Source organism: Kitasatospora sp. NPDC093550 (genome assembly GCF_044764985.1).
GTDB lineage: Bacteria > Actinomycetota > Actinomycetes > Streptomycetales > Streptomycetaceae > Kitasatospora.
Genome location: NZ_JBIWJF010000018.1, coordinates 14825 through 29963 on the forward strand (window position 1 = coordinate 14825; position 15139 = coordinate 29963).

The window sequence follows — 15139 nt, forward strand, 5'->3', positions numbered from 1 at the left end:
GAGAAGAGGATCCGACATGGCTGAGCTCTGGAAGTCGCTGCCCTCCTGGGTGCGCAACATCGTCATCCCGGTGCTGGTCCTGGTGCTGGCCTGGAACATCGTCGCCTTCGTGTTCGGCGTGGTCGGGTTCCTGCTGGGCATCGTGATCAAGCTGCTGGTGGTGGTGGGCATCGCGGCCGCCGTGGTGATCCTGGTGAAGAAGGCGGCCAAGAGCTGACCCTGCTCCCCCAACCGCCGCCCTGAGGCCCGGCCCCCGTCACGGGGAGCCGGGCCTCGGCCGTTCCCGGGCGTCGGTCGCCGTTCCCGGGGCCGGGGGACGGACCCGCTCTGGACCTGCGGCAATCGGCTCGCTACGGTGTTGGGCGTCATGTGCAGGCAACCGCCTGCGACGCGGGAGCTCGGAGCACCGGGCTGAGAGGGCGCTGACCGGACCGTCGACGGACGGACCGACGGCTGCGTCGACCGCAGGAACCTGGACCGGGTAATGCCGGCGTAGGGAGTAGAGGTCAGATGACCACGTTCGAAGCACAGCCGCAGTCTGCCCAGAGCGCCCCCAGCAGTGAGCGCACCGGCTACCCGACCCCGGCCTGGCGCAAGGCGCACCGCGAGGGATCCCGCCCCGACCTGCGGGTCCCGTACCGCGAGGTGCTGCTCACCAACGGCAGGACCGTCCCGCTGTACGACACCTCCGGCCCGTACACCGACCCGTCGTACGAGCCCGACGTGCGCCGCGGCCTGCCCGCGCTGCGCGACGCCTGGATCCGCCAGCGCGGCGACGTCGAGGAGTACGACGGCCGCGAGCCGCGCCCCGAGGACGACGGGATCAAGCACACCGCGCCGCGCGGCGGCAACCTGCGCAACCTGGACGCCGTCTTCCCCGGCCGCCCGCGCCGCCCGCTGCGCGGCCGCGGCGGCGTCGCCGTCACCCAACTCGCTTACGCCAAGCGCGGCGTGGTGACCCCGGAGATGGAGTTCGTGGCGCTGCGCGAGGGCCTCGCGCCCGAGTTCGTGCGCGAGGAGGTGGCCCGCGGACGGGCCGTCATCCCGGTCAACGTGAACCACCCGGAGGTGGAGCCGGCCATCATCGGCACCAACTTCCTGGTGAAGATCAACGCCAACATCGGCAACTCCGCCGTCACCTCCTCGATCGAGGAGGAGGTGGAGAAGATGACGTGGGCCACCCGTTGGGGCGCCGACACCGTCATGGACCTCTCCACCGGCCGCAACATCCACACCACCCGCGAGTGGATCCTGCGCAACTCCCCCGTGCCGATCGGCACCGTGCCGCTCTACCAGGCCCTGGAGAAGGTGGACGGCAAGGCCGAGGAGCTGAGCTGGGAGGTCTACCGGGACACCGTCATCGAGCAGTGCGAGCAGGGCGTCGACTACATGACCGTCCACGCCGGCGTGCTGCTGCGCTACGTCCCGCTGACCGCCCGCCGCAAGACCGGCATCGTCTCGCGCGGCGGCTCGATCATGGCCGCCTGGTGCCTGGCGCACCACCGGGAGAACTTCCTCTACACCAACTTCGAGGAACTCTGCGACATCCTCGCCGCCTACGACGTGACCTTCTCGCTCGGTGACGGCCTGCGCCCCGGCTCGATCGCCGACGCCAACGACGAGGCGCAGTTCGCCGAGCTGCAGACCCTCGGCGAGCTCGGCCGGATCGCCCGCGAGCGCGACGTCCAGGTGATGATCGAGGGCCCGGGACACGTCCCGATGCACAAGATCAAGGAGAACATGGATCTCCAGAAGGAGATCTGCGACGAGGCGCCGTTCTACACCCTCGGCCCGCTGACCACGGACGTCGCCCCCGGCTACGACCACATCACCTCGGGCATCGGCGCCGCGATGATCGCCTGGTGGGGCACCGCGATGCTCTGCTACGTCACGCCCAAGGAGCACCTGGGCCTGCCCAACCGCGACGACGTCAAGACCGGTGTGATCACCTACAAGATCGCCGCCCACGCCGCCGACCTCGCCAAGGGCCACCCCGGCGCCCAGGAATGGGACGACGCCCTCTCCGACGCCCGCTTCGAGTTCCGCTGGGAGGACCAGTTCAACCTGGCCCTCGACCCGGAGACCGCCCGCGACTTCCACGACGAGACCCTCCCCGCCGAACCCGCCAAGACGGCCCACTTCTGCTCCATGTGCGGCCCGAAGTTCTGCTCGATGAAGATCTCCCAGAAGATCCGCGACGAACACGGCGACGGCGCCACCGCCGTGGCCTCCGGCTACGACGCCGAGGCCGAGGCCGGCATGCAGGCCATGTCCGAGGAGTTCAAGGCCCAGGGCAGCCGCGTCTACCTCCCCCTGGCGGACTGACCCGCCGGTCTCCCGTACGGCGCTGCTCCGGGAAGTGGAGGGGGCTTCCCCGCGCGGCGTCCGGGTCACCGCAGCGTCCGGGCCACCGCGGCGTCGGGACGCCGCGGTGGGCCTGCCCCGGCCCACCCCCGTGGGACCGGGGCAGGCCGGGATCAGGCGGCGGGGGGCTCGGGGTACCAGCGGAGTTCGACCGTGTTGCCGTCGGGGTCGCGGACGTAGACCGAGGTGGCGGTGCCGCGGGCGCCGTAGCGGGGGACCGGGCCTTCGAGGACGTCGAAGGTGCCGGAGTCGATGACCTCCTGCCAGTCGAGGGGCTCGACGGTGAGGCAGAGGTGGTCGACGTTGGACTCCTGCCGGGGGCGGGCGGTCAGGTCGATGATGGTGTCGGGGGTGACCCGGACGGAGGGGAAGGACACCTCTCCGGCGCGCCACTCCTCGACGCGGACGGGCTCCAGGCCGAGGAGGCCGGTGTAGAAGGCCAGGGAACGCTCGACGTCCGAGACGTTGAGGACGAGGTGGTCGAAGGCCACGACGCGCATCAGGGTCTCCTTGGGTGGGGTCATGGGGGATCCCGGCCGCGGTGCGTGCCGCGGGCCGTTCCTCGCGGGCGGTGACGTGTTCCACGATCCCTCGGGCCGGCCGCTCCATCAACGGCGAACGGCCGTACGATCGTTGAGCCTGATTCAACGATCGAGGGGCGGCGGGCGGGTTGCTGGAGCGGTTGGAGATCGAGGTCTTCCTCGCTCTCGCGGAGGAGTTGCACTTCGGCCGGACGGCCGAGCGCCTGCACCTGACCACCGGGAGGGTGAGCCAGGTGGTGAAGAAGCTGGAGCGCCGGATCGGCGGCCCGCTCTTCGAACGCACCAGCCGCTCGGTCCGACTGACCGCCGTGGGAGGGAAGCTGGCGGACGACCTGGTCCCGGTGGTGGAGGCGATGGCGGCCGCGCTACGGCGGGCGGAGGACGCCGCCCGGGGGGTCACCGGGGAGCTGCGGGTGGCGTTCCTGGGCGAGTGGACGGCGCCGGTGCTGCTCAGGGCGGTGGCGCTGTTCGGGGAGCGGCACCCGGACTGCCGGGTCGACGTCCGGGAGGTCCAGCTGGGCAACTCCCGGACGAGTCTGGAGGACGGCTCGGTCGACGTGCTGATCGCCTCCTACCCTTTCGACGGGATGGCCAACGGCCCGGTGCTGCTGAGCGAGCGGCGGGTCCTGGCAGTGGCCGCCGGGCACCCGCTGGCCGCGGAGTCCTCGGTGTCGGTCGAGGTCCTGGCCGACCACCCGGTGGTGCAGTACCCGGCCGTCACCTCGGCGTCCTTCAAACGGGACCGCACCCCCGAGCACACCCCGTCCGGCCGCCCGGTGCCCAAGGGCCCGTCCGGCGGGACGTTCTCCGAGATGCTCAGCCTGGTCGCCATGGGCCGTGGCGTCCTGCCGGTCGGCGAGCACTCGCGCCGCTACTACCCCCGCCCGGACGTGGCCTACGTGCCGATCCACGACGCGTCGCCGATCCTCCGCGGGCCGGTCTGGCGGGAGGGGAACTCGACGGCCCGGGTCCTGGCCTTCGTCCGGGCGGCGGCGGACGCGGCCGGCCCCGGGGGCGGGCGTAGTACTCCGGTATGACGGCGAGGGCGGCTCCCCGGTGTGACGACCGGGGGCACTCCGACGGGCGAGAGTGAGGACGTCGAACGAACGAGCGTGAAGGAGCCGACGATGTCCCCGATCCACCGTCAGATCAGCACCGACGTCCGTGCCGCGGTCCGGGCCGGCCTGGCACTGCCGGCCGGTGCGGTCGGCGCCGCGCTGGTGCTGGCCGGCCGGCCCGGGAGGGCGGGCCGGTGGCAGCAGCGGGTGTCGGGCGGCCGGGGCTGGACGGGCGGGCGGGTGCTGGCCCGGGCGGTGCTCGGTCTGCCGCTGGACGCGCTCGCGCTGCTGCTCACCGGGTACGCGCTGTTCAACTCGGTGCGGAACTTCGGCTACCCGGTCTGGTACCTGGACACGGACTACCACCAGGCCTGGGGCGGGCCGACGATGGCCGGCGTGTGGGCCGTGCACGCGGCGGGCTGGGGGCTCTGCCTGTACGTGCTGCTGCGCTGGCCGGTGCGGTGGATCGCGCGGGGCCAGCGTGCGCTGACCGCACGGCTGCTGGGCGACGGGGCGCGGGCCTCGCTGCGGACGGTGGCTCCGGCGCCGGTGGGGTGACCGGGGCCGGGGGCCCGGGTCGGCGGCCCCGGGCGGGTCAGGTGACGTCGTCGGGGCTGGTGAACGCCGGTGGGGTGTAGCCGGGGCCGGTGAAGTCGGGGGTGGTGAAGGCGGCGGGGCGGGGGGTGCGGCCCTCGGGGTCGGTCAGGCCGTCGGGGCCGGGGCTGCTGAAGGACGGGGAGGTGTAGCCGGGGCTGCTGAAGTCCGGGCTGCTGAACTCGGGGCCGGTGGACTCGGGGTGGGTGGACTCGGGGCCGGTGGACTCCGGGTCTTCGGCCGCAGCCGTCCGGGAGGCGCCTTCGGCGCCCGGGACCGGGGGGAGCGCGGCGTGCAGGTAGGGCAGCAGGCCCCGGTCGCGCAGGGCGGTGCGCCATGCGGCGCGGGCGTCGGAGAGTTCGGCGGCGAGCTCCGGGTCGGTGCCGGCCGGGGCGGCGGCGGTGCCGTCGCGTATGGCGGTGAGGAGCAGGCCGACGATGCCGATGGCCATCGCGGCGACGCCGGCGGCGAGCGCGACCCAGCCGGCGGTGACCAGGGAGCGGGCGAGGACGAGGTCGGGGTCGGCCGCGCGCAGCAGGTAGCCGATGAGCAGCAGGAACACGGCGGCGGCCCAGGCCAGGATCGGGGTGAGCACGGTGAGGACGGGGAACAGTCCGGCGCCGCCGTTCGCGGAGCGCAGCTGGGTGAGCAGGCCGGGGGCGGTGGGCTCGGTGCCGGGTGGCGGCGGGGGCGTGGCGCGCAGGCTGTCGCGCAGCCGGGTGTAGTGGGCGTACTCGGTGGCGGCCGCCGCGTTGACGGCGTCGGCGTCGCGCAGGGCGCGGATGCGCAGCTGGTCGGTGGCGAGCGCGCCGGGGGCGCGCAGGGCGGTGAGGACGGTGCGGTCGCGCAGGGCTTCGGCGAGGAGGCGCTCGTACTCCGGGCGGTCCTCGGCGAGCAGCGGCGGGGGGTTGGACATGGGGACCCCGTTCGTGCGGACCCCGGTTCGCTCCGCCCCGGGGGCGCGGGACGCCCTCAGGACGCCGAACCGGGCGCGGAGGCGGGCCGCCGGACGGGCGGCCGGGTGTGGTGTGCCTCATGGTAGGGGCGGGTGTGCCCGGGCTGACAGTCGGTTTCCGGAATTTCGCGCCCCGGGCCGCGCGCGTGCGACGGCCCGGGCGCCGGGAACAACCGTTCGGCGTGGGTCCTCAGTTGATGGGAAGTCGGGCGACGAGCAGGCGCCCTTCCATGGTGACGCCGCCGTCCATCGCCACCGCGAGGTCGTCCGCGTACACGTACGGTCCGGGGATGTGCGGCGGCTGGCCGTCGTCCGCGTGCACCGCGCCGGTGAGGTACGGGATCGGGCTGTGCCCGTGCACGATCCGTCCGCCGCCGTAGGTGCCGAGCAGCTCGTGGACGGCCGTCGGGCCGGCGTCGCCGCGGAAGGCGAAGCGCTTGGTGAAGCGGCGGAAGCAGTCCCACCACTCGTCCACGCTGCCGTCGGCGAGCAGGGCGTGCACGGCGTCGTTGACGTCGGGGATGGACTCGCCGTACTCCAGGTAGGCGGTGGTGTCGGAGTGCAGCAGCAGGTGGTCGTCCTCCAGCGCGATGGCGGGGAGCCGGGACAGCCAGCTGATGTGGTGCGCCTCCAGGCGGTCCAGGTCGTTCTGCTGGCCGCCGTTGAGCCGCCAGGCGGCGAGGAAGGAGGCGGTGCCGGCGGTGGACTGGACCGGCTCGTCGCCGTACTTGGCGGCGCCGAGGAAGAGCAGTTCGTGATTGCCCATCAGGGCGCGGCAGTAGCCGCCGGCCGCCGCGGCCTCGGCGGCGAGCTGCATGACCAGGTCGATGACGCCGATGCCGTCGGGGCCCCGGTCGGTGAAGTCGCCGAGGAACCAGATCCGGGCGCGGCCGGCCGACCAGTGGCCGTCCGCGTCGATCAGGCCCTGGTGGTGCAGTTCGGCGCGCAGCTCCTCCAGGTAGCCGTGCACGTCGCCGACGACGTAGACCGGGCCGGGCGGCTCTCCGGGGCCGGGGGCCGGGTACGGGTAGGTCGGCGCGGCGGGGTCGGGCAGCGGCAGCGGCGGGCCGAGTTCGATGGTCGGCGGGTCGTCGCGGCCTTCGAGCTGCAGGGCCGGGGAGGGCTGGTCGGGCAGGGTGGGCTCGTAGCCGGCGCGGTCGTCGTAGCCGCCGTCGTCCTCGTAGGCCGCGTGGTCCTGGCCCTCGTACGGGGCGTGGTCCTGGCCGTCGTAGCCGGGGTGCTCCTCGTAGCCGGGCCGGCCGTCGTAGCCGGTGTGGTCCTGGTGGGAGAAGGCCGGGGCCTGGCCCACCGCGTTGCCGTGGGCGTGCACGGTGTGGCCCTGTCCGTCGGAGGTCCAGTGCTGTTCCAGGTAGCGGGCGCCGCCGTAGCCGCTGTACGTCTCGGCGTCGTACGGGGTGCCCGGGTAGCCCTGCGCGGGCTCCGGTTCGTAATAGGTGCCGTACGGCAGCACATCGAGGTCCGGCTGGTGGCGGGGGCCCGAGTGGGGGTGCTCGGGCCCGGGGAAGCGGTCCTCGGGTGTCATTCGCCCATCATAGGAAGACCACTCTCCCGCCGTCGTCACCTGGTGGGCATCCAATCCTCCGGAGCGTCAGCCGGGCGGCCCCGCAGGGTCCGGTTTGTCCTGGCTCGGTATGGTCTCGTCGGCTCTGGCCGGGCGTCCTTCGTGCTCACCCGGCCTCGGTCGGTGGTCGATCGGGGCGTTGATCGGGGGGGTCGGCCGGGGTCCCGGCCGGGGGTCGGCGTGCGCCTGTCCGGCGCCGGGCGGCGTGCGGGGTCTAGACCTCGCCCGGGGGGCGGGGCGGGCTGACGGTGGTGCGCGGGCTCCGGCGCTGGGAGGACGCGCGGACGATCAGTTCGGTCGGCATCAGGGTGCCCGGCGGCGGTCCGTTGCCGGCGGTGCGGAACCTCGGCGGGAACAGCCGGGCGATGTCGACGCCCGTGCCGGAGTCCACGCCCTCGATGGCGTCGATGAGCAGGTTGACCACGGTGGTGCCGATCTTGCGCGGCTTGAGCGAGAGGGTGGTGATGGGCGGTTCGGTGGTCGCGTAGACGTCGCTCTCGCTGCAGGTGACCAGCAGCAGGTCGTCCGGCACCCGCAGGCCGTACCGGCGGGCGGCGGCGAGCAGGTCGGTCCCGTTGGGGTCGAACAGTCCGTAGACGGCGTCCGGCCGGTCGGGGCGGGCGAGCAGCCGGTCGGCGGCGACGGCGCCGGCGGCCGGGTCGTGCGCCGGGTAGGCCTCGTACACCGGCTCCTGCCCGACCTTGGCGCACCAGGCGAGGTAGGCCTCGGTGGAGAGCCGGGTGTAGGTGTCGGTGCTGGTGCCGGTGAGCAGGCCGATCCGGCGGGCGCCGGCTTCGGAGAGGTGGTCGAGGATGCCGAGCACGGCGGCCTCGTGGTCGTTGTCGACCCAGGCGGTGACCGGGCAGTTGCCCGGCTTGCCGTCGCTGACCACCGGCACGCCGGACCGGTACAGCTCACTGACCAGCGGGTCCTGGTCGGGCGGGTCGATCACCACGGTGCCGTCCAGGGCGATGTTGCCCCAGACGTCGTGGCGCGAGGAGGCGGGCAGCACCACCAGCGCGTAGCCGCGGCCGAGGGCCGCGCTGGTGGCGGCCCGGGCCATCTCGGCGAAGTACGCGAACTCGGTGAAGGTGAAGGGTTCTTCGCCGTAGGTCGTGACGGTCAGCCCGATCAGGCCGGACCGTCCGGTGCGCAGGGTGCGGGCCGCCGCCGAGGGGCGGTAGCCGAGGCGCTCGGCGACTTCGCGCACCCGGCTGCGGGTCTCGTCGGGCAGGCGGCCCTTACCGTTCAGCGCGTCGGAGACGGTGGTGATCGACACTCCGGCGGCTGCCGCCACATCCCGGATGCCGGCCCGCTCCAGACGCCGTGAGGTGGTGGGACGCCGACCGCTCTGGTTGGCTGCTGCTGTCATGGCGGACCGATCGTATGGCTCCTGACAAGGGTCTGTGACCGGCGCATCGGGAGCCTTCGGAGATACGTTTCTCCAAGAGTGAGCCGGGGTGCGCCCCTTCGATACCCGTCTGAAACCAGGCCTCTTACCTCTGACATGTGCCAAAGGAACCCGGCAGAATGGCTGATCTGAGCCGGTAAGCCGTCCGGGCATCTCACTCCTACGGGTGAGGGCGGTCGGTATCGTGCAAGGCACCCGACCGGGGTGGTCCGGGCGCGTCAGGAGATCCCGGGCACGGAGGGCGAACCCGTCCGTGGCGGGTCGGCGCACCGGACAGTTGTGCAACTTCTGGAAACGGAGTACGACCGTGAGCAGTGGTACGTCAGCGCAGGGCCCGCGCCTGCGGCCGACCCTGGACGGCATCCCCACCTACAAGCCCGGCAAGCCGGCCGGCGCCGACGCCTACAAGCTGTCCTCGAACGAGAACCCGTACGAGCCGCTGCCCGGCGTGCTGGAGGCCGCCGTCAAGGCCGCCGGCTCGCTCAACCGCTACCCCGACATGGGCGTCACCGAGCTGACCGCGGTGCTGGCCGAGCGCTTCGGCGTGCCCGCCGAGCACATCTCCACCGGCACCGGCTCGGTCGGCGTCGCCCAGTCGCTGGTGCTCGCCACGGCCGGTCCGGGCGACGAGGTGATCTTCGCCTGGCGCTCCTTCGAGGCCTACCCGATCATCACCCAGGTCGCCGGCGCCACGCCCGTCCCGGTGCCGCTCACCGCGGGCGGCGACCACGACCTGGACGCGATGCTCGCCGCGATCACCCCGAACACCCGGCTGATCTTCGTCTGCAACCCCAACAACCCCACCGGCAACGTGATCCACCGCGCCGAGCTGGAGCGCTTCCTGGACGCCGTCCCCGGCGACGTCCTGGTCGTCGTGGACGAGGCGTACATCGAGTTCATCCGCGACCCCGAGGTGCCCAACGGCATCGACCTCTACCGCGACCGCCCGAACGTCTGCGTGCTGCGCACCTTCTCCAAGGCGTACGGCCTGGCGGGCATGCGGGTCGGCTTCGCGATCGCGCACGAGCCGGTCGCGAACGCGCTGCGCAAGACCGCCGTCCCGTTCGGCGTGAACCAGCTCGCCCAGAACGCCGCCGTCGCCTCGCTGCGCGCCGAGGAGGCGCTGATGGAGCGGGTGGAGGCGCTGGTCGAGGAGCGCACCCGGGTGGTGACCGGGCTGCGCGCCCAGGGCTGGGAGATCCCGGACTCGCAGGCCAACTTCGTCTGGCTGGGGCTCGGCGAGCGCTCGCAGGAGTTCGCGGCCGCCTGTGCCGCGGCCGGCGTGATGGTGCGGCCGTTCCCGGAGGGCGTGCGGGTGTCGATCGGGGAGGCCGAGGGCAACTCGATCTTCCTGTCGGTGGCGGAGGCGTTCCGCAAGTCGCTCTGAGGTCCGTTGCGGCGGCGCAGGGGCGTGCCGGGTTCCCGGTGCGCCCCTGCGGCGTTCCCGCAGCCGCCCGTACTGCTGTCCGGCCTGTCGTGCCCGCTGCCGTCGCCGACGCGTCACCGGCGCGTCACCGGAGTGTCCCGGTGCGTTCCCGGCCAGCTCCCGGATGGCTGTGGATCGCTGGGAGCCCGCTGGGAGTTCGGCCAACGGCGGGTCACGGAGCACCCAAGCGGGCCGCGCTGAGCGGCTGTTCCGCCCGTCATGCCCGGATCCGCCCGGTCAGTCTTCTCCCAGCGCGCGCCCAGGGCGCCGCAAGAGCGCCCCGCGAAGCTGTCCGGCATGAAGGTGCTCCCACGGCGGCGCGGTGCCGTCCTCCTCAACTCCGCGCTGGGTGTGGCCCTGCTGGGCGGTGCGGCCCTGGTGTACACCACCGTCAGCGGCAGCTCCGGCCCGGCCTCGGCCAAGCCCGCGGCGCGGACCGCGACGGTCGCCAAGGGCACCGTCCTGGCCACCGTGTCCGGAACCGGCACCCTGGTGTCTCCCACGGACGCGGCCCAGGACTTCACCACCGGGGGCAAGCTCACCGCGGTCAAGGTCGCGGTCGGGGACGCCGTCAAGAAGGGCCAGGTGCTCGCCACCGTCGACACCACGGCGGCCCAGCAGCAGGTGGACGCGGCCAGGGTGGCCCTCACCACGGCCAACGCCAACCTCACCAAGGCGGAGGCCGGGGTCACCACGACGACCACCGAGCCGCTCCCGGCACCGACGACCGGGGGGTCCGGCGGCGGGACCGGGTCCGGCGGCGCGACCGGCGGCGGGTCCGCGGCCGGTGGCGGCGGTGGCGGACGCGGGGCGGGCGGGAGCAGTACGCCCGCCCCGCAGACCACCACCATCACCACCACCAAGGTCGACGACGCGGCCGTGGCCCAGGCCCAGCAGCAGGTCGCCACCGCGCAGACCAACCTCGCCAACGCCCAGGCGGCGCTGGCCGGCACGACGCTGACCGCCTCGACGGACGGCACCGTCGCCTCGATCGCCAACAAGGTCGGCGACACGGTCGGCGCGACCGCCTCCGGGTCCACCGGCGGCGGCTCCGCCAAGTCGACCGGGGCCGGCACGGGTTCGGCCGCCCCGAGCGGCTTCATCGTGCTCACCAACCCGACCGGGATGCAGGTCACCGCGAACTTCTCCGAGCTCGACTCGCTGAAGCTGAAGAAGGGCGAGGCGGCCACCGTCACGCTGAACGCGCAGTCCGACACCAAGCTCAACGCGACCGTCCTGTCGGTCAGTTCGCTGCCCGTCAGTAGCGGTTCCGGCGGCGCGGCCGGCTCCTCCGCCGTCCAGTACGCGGCCACCCTGCAGCTGACCGGTGACACCAGCACGCTGCGCACCGGCCTCAGCGCCACCGTCCAGGTGATCACCGGCGAGGCCGACAACGCGCTCTCGCTGCCCGCCTCCGCCCTGTCGGGCACCGGCACCTCCCGCACCGCGACCGTGGTGCACGAGAACGGCGCCACCGAGCGGGTCACCGTCGGCGTCGGCGTCGAGGGTGACAGCACGGTGCAGGTCGTCTCCGGCCTGCAGGAGGGCGACAAGGTCGAACTCCCCACCACCAGCGGCACCAACGGCTTCCCGAACGGCTCCTTCCCGGGCGCGGGCGGCGGCGGCCGGGGCGCGGGCGGCAACGGCGGCGGTGCGGTCTTCCCGGGCGGCGGTGGCGGCACCGGTGGCGGCGGCGCCGGCCGCGGCGGCAGGGGCTGATCGTGCGTCACGTCATCGACAAGCGCGTCCCCGCGGCGCCCGTGCCGGTGATCCGGATCCGCCGGCTCACCAAGGCGTACGGGCACGGCGACGCCACCGTCCACGCGCTGCGCGGCCCCTCGGATCCGGAGACCGGCGAGCCCCAGGGCGTCAGCCTGGACATCGAGCAGGGCGACTTCGTCGCCGTGATGGGCAGCTCGGGCTCCGGCAAGTCCACCCTGATGAACATCCTCGGCTGCCTCGACGTCCCGACCTCCGGCCGCTACCTGCTGGACGGCGTCGACGTCGGCCACCTGGACGAGCAGCAGCTCTCCCTGGTGCGCAACCGCAAGATCGGCTTCGTCTTCCAGTCCTTCAACCTGATCCCGCGCACCACCGCCCTCGCCCAGGTCGAGCTGCCGCTCGCCTACGCGGGCGTCCGGGCGGCGGAACGGCGGCGCCGGGCGCTGGCCGCGCTGTCCCTGGTCGGCCTCGGCGAGCGGGCCGGTCACAAGCCCAACGAGCTGTCCGGCGGTCAGCAGCAGCGCGTCGCGGTGGCGCGGGCGCTGGTCACCGCGCCCGCGATGCTGCTCGCCGACGAACCCACCGGGAACCTGGACAGCCGCTCCACCGAGGAGGTGCTGGCCCTGATCGACGGGCTCAACGCCACCGGCCGCACCGTCGTGCTGATCACCCACGAGGACGAGGTCGCGGCGCACGCCAAGCGGGTGCTGCGGCTGGTCGACGGGCAGATCGTGAGCGACGTCCGGCAGGCCCCGGTGGACGGGCCGCCGCCCGCCCTCGGCGCGCTGGGGGTGTCGGCGTGATCCTCTGGCAGACGCTCCGCTTCGCGGTCGGCGGCCTGGCCGCCAACAAGGTGCGCTCCGCGCTCACCATGCTCGGCGTGCTGATCGGCGTCGCCTCGGTCATCCTGCTGCTGGCGGTCGGCAACGGCTCGTCGGTCGCGGTCAAGGAGTCGATCACCTCGCTCGGCACCAACGCGCTCACCGTCAGCTCCGGTTCGGCGGCCGGCGGGGCGCGGGCCGCCTCCTCGGTGAAGAAGCTGACGGTGGCGGACGCCAGGGCGCTGGCGACCGACGCCGACGCCTCCGCCGCGATCAAGTCGGTGGCCCCCGTCGTCACCACCAGCGGGACGGCTCTGTACGGGAACATCTCGTACAGCCCGGGCTCGATCGTGGGCACCTACCCGGCGTACTTCGAGACCGCCAACCAGAAGGTCACGAAGGGCGAGTACTTCACCGACGACGACGTGCTCGGCTCGCGCAAGGTCGCGGTGCTCGGCGCCACCACGGCGAAGCAGCTGTTCGACACCGAGGACCCGGTCGGCAAGCGGATCGTCCTCGGCGGCACGCCGTTCACCGTGGTCGGCGTGCTGCAGGCCAAGGGCGGCAGCGGGTTCACCGACCCGGACGACGTGGTGATCGCCCCGCTGCCGACGGTGCAGAACGCGTTCACCGGCTTCGGCGCGGTCAACCAGATCCTGGTGCAGGCCGCCTCGGCGGACAGCACGACGGCGGCCCAGTCGGAGATCACCCGGGTGCTGCTCGCGGCGCACGCGATCGCCGACCCGGCCAAGGCCGACTTCCGGATCACCAACCAGGCCTCGCTGCTCACGGCGCGGGAGAGCACCACCAAGACCTTCACGGTGCTGCTCGGCGCGGTCGCCGCGATCTCGCTGCTGGTCGGCGGGATCGGGATCACCAACATCATGCTGGTGACGGTCACCGAGCGGACCCGCGAGATCGGCATCCGCAAGGCGCTCGGCGCGCCGCGGGCGGTCATCCTCGGGCAGTTCCTGACCGAGTCGACGCTGCTGTCGGTGATCGGCGCGGGCCTGGGAGTCGCGGCCGGGATGGTCGGCTCGCACTTCAGCATCGTCGGCATCAAGCCGGTGGTGATCCCCGAGTCGGTGCTCGGCGCGTTCGGCATCGCCGTCGCCATCGGGCTGTTCTTCGGCAGCTACCCCGCCAACCGGGCCGCCTCGCTGCGGCCGATCGACGCCCTCCGGCACGAATAGGGACTCCTCCACACCATGAGCAAAGAGATCGCCACGGTCAGCGGCACCCCGGCCGAGCAGGTCGCCCTGCTCTCCACCCCGCCGGACGCCCGCGACGTGAGCGCCGAACTGGCCGCGCCGCCCCGGCGGAAGCTGCCCTGGCTCAGCCTGGTGCTGGCCGGCGGGGTGGTCGCGACGACGGCGTTCGCGGGCGGGGTCTGGTACCAGAAGGACAACGGGTCGTCCTCGGGCGGGAAGTCGTCCCGGCCGGTCGCGGCGGGGGCCTCCGCCGGGCAGCAGCGGGGGGCCGGCGGGTACGGTCAGGGCGGGGGCTACGGCCAGGGCGCGGGGGCCGGGCAGAGTGGCCGCCGTGGGGGCCAGGGCGCCGGGCCGGGTGCGGGGCCGGGTGCCGGTCAGGGCGGGCAGGGGCAGGGCGGACAGCCCGGCTTCGCCCGGGGCACCGTGAAAGCCGTGGACGGAAACGTCGTGTACCTGACAGACTCCAATGGCAACACCGTGAAGGTCACCACCGGCGACGCGACGAAGGTCCAGCTCAACAAGGAGGGCAAGGTCTCCGACCTGCAGCCCGGCCAGAGCGTGACCGTCGTCGGCACCCCCGACGCCAACGGTGGCTACGACGCCAACCAGCTCGTCGAAGGCAACGCCGCCGGAGGTTTCGGCGGCGGAGGCTTCGGCGGTGGTGGCGGCAACCGGAACCCGTCCGGCGGCTGACCCGGACGCGCCGGACGACCGCGAGGCCCTCGCCCCTGGAAAGGGGTGGGGGCCTTCGCGCGTGCTCATCGCGGGTGCCGCTCCCACACCTCGTTCCGGTCCAGGTCGCGCAGCAGGTGGAGGAGGTTGAGCAGCGTGCTCACCGGCGCGTTGCCGAAGTCGACCAGCAGGCGCCCGTCGAGGGTGTCCTCCCCGGCCGAGGCGGAACCCCAGAGCAGCCCGTACGGCAGGCCCCGCCGGTGCAACTCGCCGAGCAGCGCGGTGATCTGCGGCGCGGAGTAGTCGAGCATCCGCGGGTCGTCCGGCTGGACGGGTTCGCGGATCACGCGACGGAATCCAGCTCGTACCAGACCGTCTTGCCGTGCTTCTGCGGGTCGACGCCCCACCGGTGGGTGAGGCCGGAGACCAGACGCAGCCCGCGGCCGGACTCGGCGGTGAGGCCGGGCGCCCGCTCCTGCGGCAGCGCGTCGCTCCCGTCGGAGACGCAGACCCGGAGGGTGCGGTGGAGGAGCGAGAAGTGGACGACGGGCGAGGCCGTGCCCGCGTGCCGCCAGGCGTTGACGACCAGTTCGGCGAGGGCGAGTTCGGCGTTGAAGATGGCCTCCGGGTCCCAGTCGCACCGGACCAGGGCCTCCCGGAGGGCCTGCCGGCTGAGGATGAGCGAGGGGGTGGCGTCAGGGGTGCACACGGGGACCTCCGCGAGGCTGTGGTGTGGGAGGGGGAGCCGTTCGGCGGGAAGGCGGAAGGGGCCTACTGCCGG

15 protein-coding genes and 1 riboswitch are annotated in these 15139 nt (G+C 73.4%); of the genes, 9 read left to right on the forward strand and 6 right to left on the reverse strand.

Annotated features, from left to right (window positions below; genetic code table 11):
- The first annotated feature begins 16 nt into the window (after positions 1 to 16).
- Together ACIRD3_RS26630 and thiC are read left to right on the forward strand one after the other, a co-directional pair.
- Complete coding sequence (locus tag ACIRD3_RS26630; RefSeq protein ID WP_402221312.1) at positions 17 to 217, forward strand: DUF5326 family protein; 201 nt, start codon at positions 17 to 19, stop codon at positions 215 to 217.
- Between the two features lie 163 nt (positions 218 to 380).
- Positions 381 to 516, forward strand: a riboswitch (TPP riboswitch).
- Positions 511 to 2325: a phosphomethylpyrimidine synthase ThiC gene (gene thiC / locus ACIRD3_RS26635; RefSeq protein ID WP_402221313.1), complete on the forward strand. Its 1815-nt coding sequence runs from the start codon at positions 511 to 513 to the stop codon at positions 2323 to 2325. (Overlaps the previous riboswitch by 6 nt.)
- A 152-nt stretch (positions 2326 to 2477) precedes the next feature.
- Here the strand turns inward: thiC and ACIRD3_RS26640 are convergent, their stop codons facing one another.
- Positions 2478 to 2864 (reverse strand): VOC family protein, encoded by a 387-nt coding sequence (locus ACIRD3_RS26640; RefSeq protein ID WP_402221632.1) that lies wholly within the window; start codon positions 2862 to 2864, stop codon positions 2478 to 2480.
- A 170-nt stretch (positions 2865 to 3034) separates the two neighbouring features.
- On the opposite strand from ACIRD3_RS26640, the gene ACIRD3_RS26645 reads away from it, so the two are divergent.
- Positions 3035 to 3943 carry a LysR family transcriptional regulator gene (locus ACIRD3_RS26645; protein WP_402221316.1) on the forward strand — a complete coding sequence of 303 codons (909 nt, stop codon included), beginning with the start codon at positions 3035 to 3037 and terminating at the stop codon, positions 3941 to 3943.
- Positions 3944 to 4033: 90 nt separating this feature from the next.
- Positions 4034 to 4522 carry a hypothetical protein gene (locus ACIRD3_RS26650; protein WP_402221319.1) on the forward strand — a complete coding sequence of 163 codons (489 nt, stop codon included), beginning with the start codon at positions 4034 to 4036 and terminating at the stop codon, positions 4520 to 4522.
- Between the two features lie 37 nt (positions 4523 to 4559).
- Here the strand turns inward: ACIRD3_RS26650 and ACIRD3_RS26655 are convergent, their stop codons facing one another.
- From ACIRD3_RS26655 to ACIRD3_RS26665, 3 genes are all read right to left on the reverse strand, one after another.
- Positions 4560 to 5474 (reverse strand): hypothetical protein, encoded by a 915-nt coding sequence (locus tag ACIRD3_RS26655; RefSeq protein ID WP_402221321.1) that lies wholly within the window; start codon positions 5472 to 5474, stop codon positions 4560 to 4562.
- A gap of 229 nt (positions 5475 to 5703) precedes the next feature.
- A complete protein-coding gene (locus ACIRD3_RS26660) occupies positions 5704 to 7056 on the reverse strand; it encodes a metallophosphoesterase (protein ID WP_402221323.1) in 1353 nt (450 codons plus the stop codon).
- A 253-nt stretch (positions 7057 to 7309) separates the two neighbouring features.
- Entirely contained in the window at positions 7310 to 8467 is a 1158-nt protein-coding gene (locus ACIRD3_RS26665; protein WP_402221326.1) for a LacI family DNA-binding transcriptional regulator, read from the reverse strand.
- A gap of 346 nt (positions 8468 to 8813) precedes the next feature.
- On the opposite strand from ACIRD3_RS26665, the gene hisC reads away from it, so the two are divergent.
- From hisC to ACIRD3_RS26690, 5 genes are all read left to right on the forward strand, one after another.
- Positions 8814 to 9893 (forward strand): histidinol-phosphate transaminase, encoded by a 1080-nt coding sequence (hisC, locus tag ACIRD3_RS26670; RefSeq protein ID WP_402221328.1) that lies wholly within the window; start codon positions 8814 to 8816, stop codon positions 9891 to 9893.
- Positions 9894 to 10229: 336 nt separating this feature from the next.
- Entirely contained in the window at positions 10230 to 11651 is a 1422-nt protein-coding gene (locus ACIRD3_RS26675) for an efflux RND transporter periplasmic adaptor subunit (protein WP_402221331.1), read from the forward strand.
- A 2-nt stretch (positions 11652 to 11653) separates the two neighbouring features.
- Positions 11654 to 12457 (forward strand): ABC transporter ATP-binding protein, encoded by an 804-nt coding sequence (locus tag ACIRD3_RS26680; RefSeq protein ID WP_402221334.1) that lies wholly within the window; start codon positions 11654 to 11656, stop codon positions 12455 to 12457.
- Positions 12454 to 13668: an ABC transporter permease gene (locus tag ACIRD3_RS26685; protein WP_402221337.1), complete on the forward strand. Its 1215-nt coding sequence runs from the start codon at positions 12454 to 12456 to the stop codon at positions 13666 to 13668. The genes ACIRD3_RS26680 and ACIRD3_RS26685 overlap by 4 nt, the downstream gene beginning before the upstream one ends.
- A 15-nt stretch (positions 13669 to 13683) precedes the next feature.
- Positions 13684 to 14379, forward strand: a complete 696-nt coding sequence (locus tag ACIRD3_RS26690) for a hypothetical protein (protein WP_402221340.1) — start codon at positions 13684 to 13686, stop codon at positions 14377 to 14379.
- Positions 14380 to 14444: 65 nt separating this feature from the next.
- Here ACIRD3_RS26690 and ACIRD3_RS26695 read toward each other — a convergent pair whose 3' ends face one another.
- Both ACIRD3_RS26695 and ACIRD3_RS26700 read right to left on the reverse strand, forming a co-directional pair.
- Positions 14445 to 14705: a hypothetical protein gene (locus ACIRD3_RS26695; RefSeq protein ID WP_402221343.1), complete on the reverse strand. Its 261-nt coding sequence runs from the start codon at positions 14703 to 14705 to the stop codon at positions 14445 to 14447.
- Entirely contained in the window at positions 14702 to 15067 is a 366-nt protein-coding gene (locus tag ACIRD3_RS26700; protein ID WP_402221346.1) for an ATP-binding protein, read from the reverse strand. Before ACIRD3_RS26700 ends, ACIRD3_RS26695 begins: the two co-directional genes overlap by 4 nt.
- Positions 15068 to 15139 lie beyond the last annotated feature (72 nt).

What these genes read in the sequence shown, in the direction of transcription:
- ACIRD3_RS26690 (WP_402221340.1), top strand. Translation starts at nt 13,684, where the DNA reads ATGAGCAAAGAGATCGCCACGGTCAGCGGCACCCCGGCCGAGCAGGTC.
- ACIRD3_RS26660 (WP_402221323.1), bottom strand. Translation starts at nt 7,056, where the DNA reads ATGACACCCGAGGACCGCTTCCCCGGGCCCGAGCACCCCCACTCGGGC.
- ACIRD3_RS26655 (WP_402221321.1), bottom strand. Translation starts at nt 5,474, where the DNA reads ATGTCCAACCCCCCGCCGCTGCTCGCCGAGGACCGCCCGGAGTACGAG.
- ACIRD3_RS26675 (WP_402221331.1), top strand. Translation starts at nt 10,230, where the DNA reads ATGAAGGTGCTCCCACGGCGGCGCGGTGCCGTCCTCCTCAACTCCGCG.
- thiC (WP_402221313.1), top strand. Translation starts at nt 511, where the DNA reads ATGACCACGTTCGAAGCACAGCCGCAGTCTGCCCAGAGCGCCCCCAGC.
- ACIRD3_RS26650 (WP_402221319.1), top strand. Translation starts at nt 4,034, where the DNA reads ATGTCCCCGATCCACCGTCAGATCAGCACCGACGTCCGTGCCGCGGTC.
- ACIRD3_RS26665 (WP_402221326.1), bottom strand. Translation starts at nt 8,467, where the DNA reads ATGACAGCAGCAGCCAACCAGAGCGGTCGGCGTCCCACCACCTCACGG.
- ACIRD3_RS26640 (WP_402221632.1), bottom strand. Translation starts at nt 2,864, where the DNA reads ATGCGCGTCGTGGCCTTCGACCACCTCGTCCTCAACGTCTCGGACGTC.
- ACIRD3_RS26630 (WP_402221312.1), top strand. Translation starts at nt 17, where the DNA reads ATGGCTGAGCTCTGGAAGTCGCTGCCCTCCTGGGTGCGCAACATCGTC.